The organism is Teichococcus deserti, assembly GCF_001982615.1.
Lineage (GTDB): Bacteria > Pseudomonadota > Alphaproteobacteria > Acetobacterales > Acetobacteraceae > Pseudoroseomonas > Pseudoroseomonas deserti.
Map to the genome: position 1 here is coordinate 37003 of NZ_MLCO01000188.1, position 7995 is coordinate 44997.

Here is a 7995-nt window from a genome sequence, read left to right on the forward strand (position 1 = left end):
GCTGAGCTCAGCCTTTGTCCTGGTCGTTGCCGAAATCGAGGGAGCCCAGGAAAGCCTTGAAATCACTGGCTTCACCGAAGTTCCGATAGACCGAGGCGAAGCGCACATAGGCCACCTGGTCCAGTTCCTTCAAGGTATCCATCACCATCTCGCCGATGGTGCGGCTGGTGATCTCGCTCTCGCCCTCGGCTTCCAGGCGGCGCTGGATGCCGGTGACGATGCGCTCCACCCGGTCCTCGTCGACGGGGCGCTTGCGCAGCGCGATGCGGATCGAGCGGGACAGCTTGTCGCGGTCGAAGGGCACCCGGCGCTGGTCGGACTTGACCACCGTCAGCTCGCGCAGGGTGACCCGCTCGAAGGTGGTGAAGCGCGCGCCGCAGGAGGGGCAGGACCGCCGGCGGCGGATCGCCGCCCCGTCATCGGCGGGGCGGCTGTCCTTCACCTGGGTGTCCTCGCTGCCGCAGAAGGGACAGCGCATCCGGGGCTTCCCCGACCTGGCCCGTTCAGGCCCGGTAGACGGGGAAGCGGTCGCAGAGGGCATGCACCTCGGCGGCCACCTCGGCCTCCACGGCGGCATTGCCCTCGGGGTCGTTGGCGCGCGACAGGCCGAGCAGGACGCGGCCGATCATCCGGCCGATCTGGCCGAATTCTTCCTCGCCGAGGCCGCGGGTGGTGCCCGCCGGCGTGCCGAGCCGGATGCCCGAGGTGACGAAGGGCTTGGCCGGGTCGAAGGGGATGGCGTTCTTGTTGCAGGTCAGGTGGGCCCGGCCCAGCGCCGCCTCGGCCGCCTTGCCGGTCAGGTTCAGCGGGCGCAGGTCGACCAGCATCAGGTGGTTGTCGGTGCCGCCGGTGACGATGCCCGCACCTTGGGCGATCAGCTCCTCGGCGAGCGCCTTGGCATTGGCCACGACCTGGTGGGCATAGGCGCGGAAGTCGGGGCGCAGCGCCTCGCCGAAGGCGACGGCCTTGGCGGCGATGACATGCTCCAGCGGACCGCCCTGCAGGCCGGGGAAGACCGCCGAGTTGATCTTCTTGGCCAGCGCCTCGTCGTTGGTGAGGATCATGCCGCCGCGGGGGCCGCGCAGCGTCTTGTGCGTGGTCGTGGTGGTGACGTGGGCGTGCGGGACGGGGCTCTCATGCGCGCCGCCCGCCACCAGGCCGGCGAAATGCGCCATGTCGACCATGAAGAAGGCGCCGACCTCGTCCGCGATGGCGCGGAAGCGGGCAAAGTCCCAGGCGCGCGAGTAGGCAGAACCGCCGGCGACGATGACCTTGGGGCGGCTCTCGCGGGCGATGCGGGCCACTTCCTCCATGTCGATCACGCCGGTCTCGCGATCGACCGTGTAGGGGGCGACCTTGAACCACTTGCCCGACTGGTTGGCGGGCGAGCCATGCGTCAGGTGGCCGCCGGCGGCCAGGTCCAGGCCCATGAAGGTGTCGCCCGGCTGCATCAGCGCGAAGAACACCGCCTGGTTGGCCTGGGCGCCGGAATGCGGCTGCACATTGGCATAGGCCGCGCCGAACAGCGCCTTGGCGCGCTCGATGGCCAGCGTCTCGATCTCGTCGACGAACTCGCAGCCGCCGTAGTAGCGCTTGCCCGGCAGCCCCTCGGCATACTTGTTGGTCAGGATGGACCCTTGGGCCTCCAGCACCGCGCGGGAGACGATGTTCTCCGAGGCGATCAGCTCGATGCCGTCCTGCTGGCGGACCAGCTCCTGGCCGATCAGCTTCGCGATGTCGGCATCGGCCTCGTCCAGGGGGGCCGAGAAGAAACGGGTGGCGAGTTGCGCGGGGGACAGCTCGTTCATCGGATCAGACCTCCTGGGGCCGGGCGCCGGCCAGGGCGGGCGGCGTCATCTTGGCGATGCGGCGATCGTGCCGGCCGCCTTCATAAGGGGTCGCGAGGAAGGTGGACAGCGCGTCCAGCACGACCTCGGCGCCGATGGTGCGCGCGCCGAAGCAGGCGATGTTGGCGTCGTTGTGCGCGCGGGTCAGCCGGGCCTCGGTGGTGTTGTGGACCACCACGGCGCGGACCGCCGGATGCCGGTTGGCGGTGATCGCCATGCCGATGCCGCTGCCGCAGACCAGCACGCCGAAGCGGGCCTGGCCGGTGGTCACCGCCTCGGCCACCGGATGGGCGAAGTCGGCATAGTCGCAGCTGTCGCCGGCATGGGTGCCGAAATCGACGACGGGATGCCCGGCCGCCTCGAGCGCGGCGCGCAGGCTGTCCTTGAGGGCGACGCCGGCATGGTCGGCGCCGAGGGCGATGGGGGTTTCGGCCGGGTTCATGGCGCCCCCGTTACCACGCCTTGTTGATCGGTGGAACTCGGACCCCCACGGCTTGGGCGCAACCCGGGCCCGCGAGGGCGGAATGGTTGCCGGTCAGGGCATTGAACTGAGCGTGACCTCGGCCACAGGTCGCGGCAGTCCGGCCGACGCCCGGCTTCAGCGTCGCGGCTTGAGCGTCTGGGCCAGAACGCCGCCGCCGATGACCAGCAGTGCGCCCAGCAGGCTGCCCGGCGCCGGCGTCACCTGCAGCAGCAGCGCATCCAGCGCCATCGCCCAGAGCAGGCCGGAGAACTGCCAGGGCGCCAGCCGCGAGGCCTCGCCCCGGCGCAGCGCCGCCGCGATGCTGGCCAGCGCCGCGGTCTGGATCGCCGTCACCAGCACCACCAGCCCGGCCTGCGCCAGGCCGAGCGGGCGCCAGTGCAGCGCCACCGGCACCGCCAGCAGCACGACGCCGACGAGCGCCACCTGCATGATGGTGTCGAGCGTGGTGGCCACGGCGCGCAGATGCCGGATCAGGATCTGGTAGCCGGCATAGGTCAGCGCGCCGGCGAAGGCGGCGGCGATGCCGGGCAGGCTGGCCTCGCCGCCCGGCCGCACGATCAGCAGCATGCCGAGGAAGCCGGTCAGCGTGCCGAGCCAGCGGCCGAGCGAGACCCGCTCGCGCAGGAACAGCCCGCCGAGCAGGGCGAGCAGCAGCGGCGCGGTGAAGCCGAGCGCCGAGGCGGCGGTGACCGGCAGCAGGCTGTAGGCCAGCACCGCCAGCGCGTTGGAGACCACCAGCGTGGCCGCCGCCGCCCGCTGCTGCCAGGCCAGCGCCGGCCGCAGCAGGCGGTGCCAGCCCAGCCGGCCGCCCGGCCAGGCCGCCGCCGGCAGCACCACCGCCAGGATCACGCCGCAGCGCAGGAAGGTGACCTGCAGCGGGCTCAGGCCATGGTCCGAGACCAGGCTTTTCGACAGCGCATAGCCCAGGACATAGAGCAGCCCCGCCAGCACCGTCAGGCCGATGGCGGCCGCGGCGGTCGCGCCCTGCCGCGCCCGGTTTTCCGTGTTCAGCGCCTCCAAGCCGGCCTCTCCCACCCCGCGGGGATCAGCCCGGTGCTGCGCCGCCCGGGCGGCATCCTAGACCCCGAACGTCGCGAAGGGGATCCCGCGAGAGCGGCCTGGCCGCATCAGCGCGACAGCGTCGCCAGGAAGTCCATCGCTCGCGGGATCGCCACCGCCCGCGCGGCCGGGTCGGGTCCGACGGTGACGCGCCGCCCATCCGCCAGGCTTCTCTCCCGCGGCAGCGTCTCGCCTGGCGCGTCGAAGCCATGGCCGGCGGTCGCGAAGTCCTGCAGCGCGACCCGACCTGCCGGCTGCATCGCCGCCCAGGCGTGGCAGGCCGCCGGCGGGGTCCAGTCGTCGCGGGCGCCCAGCAGCAGGAGCAGCGGCATCCGCGCCTCGGCCCGCGCGCGGCGGGAGGGGCCGCAGCCCGGGTAGAAGGCGACGCCGCCGCGGATCAGGCCAGGCGGCGCCGCGGCGGCCGCGGCCAGCACGGTGCTGCCGCCATGCGACCAGCCGAGCAGCAGCGCCCCGCCCGGCGCCGCCCAGGGCTGCGCCTGGGCCCAGGCCGCCGTCGCCAGGGCATCGCCGCCGCGGACCTCCCCGCCGGCCGGGAAGTCGCGCAGCCCGCAGGCCGGGCCCAGCCCGCGACTGACGAAGCTTTCCGGGAAGATCACCGGATGGCCGGCGGCGAGCAGGCGCGCTGCCCAGTCGCGCTCCCGCGCGCCGAGGCGGATCGTCTTTCCGTCGCGGCCGGCGAGGCCGCCACAGCCGTGCAGCGCGATGACCGGGATGCCGGGGGCGCCGCCCTCGGGGGTCAGCAGCAGCGCCTGCAGCGCCAAGCCGCCCGGCCCGGGCAGGGTGACGGGGCGCGGCTCGGCGGCACGCGCCGCGGCGACCGGGAGGATCAGGGCGAGCAGCAGCGCCAGGCGAGCGGGAAGCAGCATGGCGCCGAGGGTGGCACCCGGCCCCTCGGGACGCTGCTGAAATCGCGGCAATCCACGGATGGGCGGCTGGCTTGCGGAGACCGCCTCTTCCCTCCGGCGGGGGACGCGTGGCAGGAGTGGTCGCGCCCTCCGCGGCCCTTGGCCGCCGCGGAGCATCCGTCCTGGCCGATCCCGACCAGGCTTCGCCACCGCCGGAGCCGCCGATGCCGCAATCTCCCTTCCCCCTCGTCACGGGGGCCTTCCCGACGATCCGCCCGCGCCGCAACCGGCACGACGCCTGGACCCGGCGGATGGTGGCGGAGAACCGCCTGTCGGTGGACGACCTGATCTGGCCGATCTTCATCATGGAGGGCAGCGCCAGCACGACGGATGTCGGCTCGATGCCCGGCGTGCAGCGGGTGACGCTGGACCGGCTGGCGGCGCATGTGGCGCCGGCGGCGCAGCTCGGCATCCCGGCGATCGCGCTGTTCCCGATGACGCCGCCCTCGCTGAAGGACGCCGAAGGGACCGAGGCGAAGAACCCCGAGAACCTGATGTGCCGCGCCGCGCGGATCCTGAAGCAGGAGTTCCCGGAACTCGGGCTGGTCGGCGACGTGGCGCTCGACCCCTATACCGACCATGGCCATGACGGGGTGATCCGCGACGGCTATGTCGCCAATGACGAGTCCGTTGAGATCCTGGTGGCCCAGGCGGTCAACCAGGCCGCCGCCGGCATCGACGTGATCGCGCCGTCGGACATGATGGACGGCCGCGTCGGCGCCATCCGCCACGCGCTGGATGCGCAGGGCCTGCTGCACACGCGGATCATGTCCTATGCCGCCAAATACGCCTCCGCCTTCTACGGCCCGTTCCGCGACGCGGTGGGCTCGGGCGGCGCGCTGAAGGGCGACAAGAAGACCTACCAGATGGACCCGGCCAATTCGGACGAGGCGCTGCGCGAGGTGGCGCTCGACCTGGCCGAGGGCGCCGACATGGTGATGGTCAAGCCGGGCATGCCCTATCTCGACATCGTCCGCCGGGTGAAGGAGCAGTTCGCCGTGCCGACCTTCGCCTACCAGGTCAGCGGCGAATACGCGATGATCATGGCGGCCGTGCAGAATGGCTGGCTGGACCACGACAAGGCGATGCTGGAAAGCCTGCTGGGCTTCAAGCGGGCCGGCGCCGACGGCGTGCTGACCTATTTCGCGGTCGAGGCGGCGCGGCGGCTGAAGGCGGGCTGAACGGCGCGGCTTGCGGCGAAGACATCCGGCCTCCACTTGGCCTTGGCGGGGCGGCAGCCCAGCTTCAGGACCAGGTATTGCCCGCCTTGAGGAGGAGCTGCCCGATGATCCGTCGCAAGCTGCTGCAGGGCCTGGCCGTGGCCGGGCTGACCGTCGCCACCGCCTGCGCCCAGCCGGTTCCGCCGCCCTATCCGCCGGTGCCGGAGCTGCGCCGCGAGGTGCCGCTGCCGCCGCCGCCGATGCCGGAGCGCTATGTCTGGCAGCCCGGCCACTGGCACTGGCATGGCGGCGCCTATGAATGGATCGGCGGCCGCTGGATCCTGCGCCCGGTGCGCGGCGAGGTCTGGGAGCATGGCCGCTGGGTCTGGGCCGAGGGCCGCTGGACCTGGATCGCCGGCCACTGGCGCTGACCCTGGCGCTGACCCTGGCGCCGACCCTGGCGCCGAACCGCCGCTCGGGACAGCGCCGGGACGCAGGGGGAACCGCTTCCCCCTGCCCCCGCCTGCCGCCGGGGCTTAGCGCCCGCGCCGCGTCGCCACCGGCGCCACCACCGCCGGGGCCGGCAGGGCGAAGGCCGAGCGCAGCTCGCCCGCCATGAAGCGCTGCGCCGCGCCGGCGGTCGCCAGCAGGGTGGGATCGACGCCGAAGAACTCGTGCGTCACCGTCGGGTAGTCCTGCGCCACCACCGAGACGCCGCTGGCCTGCAGGCGCTGGGCCAGCAGCATGCCGTCCGACTGCAGCGGGTCGATGCCGGCGGTGATGATGATCGCCTTCGGCAGCCCGGTGAGCTCGGCGCGGCCGTAGACGTTCAGGCGGGTGTCCTGCGCCTCGGCCGGCAGGCTGGTGTAGTGGCCCATGAACCAGCGCATCATCGCCGCGTTCAGCGGCTTGGCGTTGGCGTTCGCCTGGTAGGAGGGCGTGGTCATGTCGGTGCCCGCCACCGGGTAGATCAGCCCCATGGCGACCGGCAGGGGGGCGCGGGATTCGCGCGCCGCCATGGCGACGTTGATCGCCAGGTTGCCGCCGGCGCTCTCGCCGACGACGGCGACGCGGGTCAGGTCGGCGCCGAACTGGGCGGCGTTCTGCAGCGCCCAGCGATAGGCGACATAGGCGTCCTCATGCGCCGCCGGGAACTTGTTCTCGGGGGCCTGGCGGTAGTGGACGGCGATGACCACCGCCTGGGATTCCATCGCCAGGGCGCGGGCCGAGGCGTCATAGGCGTCGAGCGAGCCGATGACGAAGCCGCCGCCGTGATAGTAGACGATCAGCGGCATCAGCGGGCGGGCGGGCTGGCCGGCGCGCGGCGGCTCGGCGGGGATGTAGACGCGGGCGGCGAGCGGGCCGCCATTGCCCGGGATCTCGATGTCCTGCACCACCGGCACCGGGCGCGGCGCGACCGGCCGGCCGAGCTGGCGCAGCCGCGCCTTCACCGCATCGGCCATGCCAGGCTGCAGGCGGGCCTCGGCGGGGCTCAGCGTCTCGATCGGCTTGCCGCGCAGCGACTGCAGGCTGTCGAGGAGGGCGCGCATCTCCGGCTCGGCGCGGCCGGTCGGGTCGGCGGGCGGCAGCATCTCGGGCTGGGCGGCGCAGGCGGCCATCAGGCCGAGCGGCAGCATCAGGCCGGCGCGGCGGGTCAGCTTGATCATGGAAATCTCCTCGGCCGGCCGCATCAGGCGGCGGGCGGTGCCGGGGAAACGTGCTCTTGGCGGTAAGGGTTTCCGGGTTTGCAGCGGGCGATCGCGCGCTACCGCAGGAACCGCGTCACGGTGGCGATCTGGTCTTCCGCCATCAGCGCCGGGGCATGGCCGCAGCCGTCGAAGGTCACCAGGCGGGTGTCGGGACGCGTCGCCATGCGCGCCGCGGTCTCGGCGGTCAGCAGCGGGCTGTCGGCGCCGCGCAGCAGCAGGACCGGCGGGCGCAGCGCGGCCCAGAGCGGCCAGAGGCTGACATCGGCGATGGCCGGCCCCAGCGCGCGGCCGATGCCGGGGTCGTGGTGCAGGCCGAGCCGGCCGTCCGGCAGGGCGCGCGCGGAATGCGCCGCCAGGTGGCGCCATTGCGCGTCGGTCAGCGCGCCGAAGCCGGCATGGATGCGGCGCAGATGCGCCTCGACCGCGTCGAGCGACTCGAAATCCGGGGTGGCGGCCAGGTAGGCGCCGATATGGGCGAGCGCCGCGGCGGGGATGGCGGCGCCGACATCGTTCAGCACCAGGCGCCGCAGGCTGGCGCGGCGGCGCGACTGGCCGGGGAGGCTGGCCAGGCCCAGCCCGATCAGCCCGCCCATCGAGGTGCCGACCAGGTCATAGGGCCGCCCCAGCCCGCGCAGCAGCGGCTGCAGCAGCGCCACATAGGTCGGCACGGCATAGAGCCGCGGATCGGCCAGCCAGGAGGACATCCCGCGGCCGGGCATGTCGGGGCAGAGGGCGCGGTGGCCCCCGGCGGCCAGCGCCCTGGCCAGCGGGTCGAAGCCGCGGCCGGTGCGGGGCAGGCCCGGCAAGGCG

At 73.4% G+C, this 7995-nt stretch carries 9 protein-coding genes; 2 read left to right on the plus strand and 7 right to left on the minus strand.

Annotated features, from left to right (window positions below; translation table 11 throughout):
- Nucleotides 1-7 precede the first annotated feature (7 nt).
- The 5 genes from nrdR to BKE38_RS18570 form a co-directional block, all read right to left on the minus strand.
- Complete coding sequence (gene nrdR, locus BKE38_RS18550; RefSeq protein WP_076958756.1) at nt 8-478, minus strand: transcriptional regulator NrdR; 471 nt, start codon at nt 476-478, stop codon at nt 8-10.
- Between the two features lie 25 nt (nt 479-503).
- A complete protein-coding gene (glyA, locus tag BKE38_RS18555) occupies nt 504-1808 on the minus strand; it encodes a serine hydroxymethyltransferase (protein ID WP_076958757.1) in 1305 nt (434 codons plus the stop codon).
- Nucleotides 1809-1812: 4 nt separating this feature from the next.
- A complete protein-coding gene (gene rpiB, locus BKE38_RS18560) occupies nt 1813-2289 on the minus strand; it encodes a ribose 5-phosphate isomerase B (protein ID WP_076958758.1) in 477 nt (158 codons plus the stop codon).
- 156 nt (nt 2290-2445) lie between these two features.
- Nucleotides 2446-3351, minus strand: coding sequence for a DMT family transporter (locus BKE38_RS18565; RefSeq protein WP_076958759.1), 906 nt, complete (start codon nt 3349-3351; stop codon nt 2446-2448).
- A gap of 107 nt (nt 3352-3458) precedes the next feature.
- Nucleotides 3459-4277, minus strand: coding sequence for a dienelactone hydrolase family protein (locus tag BKE38_RS18570; RefSeq protein WP_076958760.1), 819 nt, complete (start codon nt 4275-4277; stop codon nt 3459-3461).
- 203 nt (nt 4278-4480) lie between these two features.
- Here BKE38_RS18570 and hemB point away from each other — a divergent pair, with 203 nt between their 5' ends.
- Both hemB and BKE38_RS18580 read left to right on the plus strand, forming a co-directional pair.
- Nucleotides 4481-5497, plus strand: a complete 1017-nt coding sequence (gene hemB / locus BKE38_RS18575) for a porphobilinogen synthase (protein ID WP_076958761.1) — start codon at nt 4481-4483, stop codon at nt 5495-5497.
- Between the two features lie 104 nt (nt 5498-5601).
- The gene (locus BKE38_RS18580) at nt 5602-5907 is read left to right on the plus strand and encodes a YXWGXW repeat-containing protein (RefSeq protein WP_076958762.1); all 306 of its coding nucleotides are present in this window, start codon (nt 5602-5604) and stop codon (nt 5905-5907) included.
- A gap of 105 nt (nt 5908-6012) precedes the next feature.
- On the opposite strand, the gene BKE38_RS18585 is transcribed toward BKE38_RS18580, so the two are convergent.
- The gene (locus tag BKE38_RS18585; RefSeq protein WP_076958766.1) at nt 6013-7143 is read right to left on the minus strand and encodes an alpha/beta hydrolase; all 1131 of its coding nucleotides are present in this window, start codon (nt 7141-7143) and stop codon (nt 6013-6015) included.
- 98 nt (nt 7144-7241) lie between these two features.
- On the minus strand, nt 7242-7995 hold a 754-nt coding region (locus BKE38_RS18590; protein ID WP_083747660.1), incomplete at its 5' end, for an alpha/beta fold hydrolase.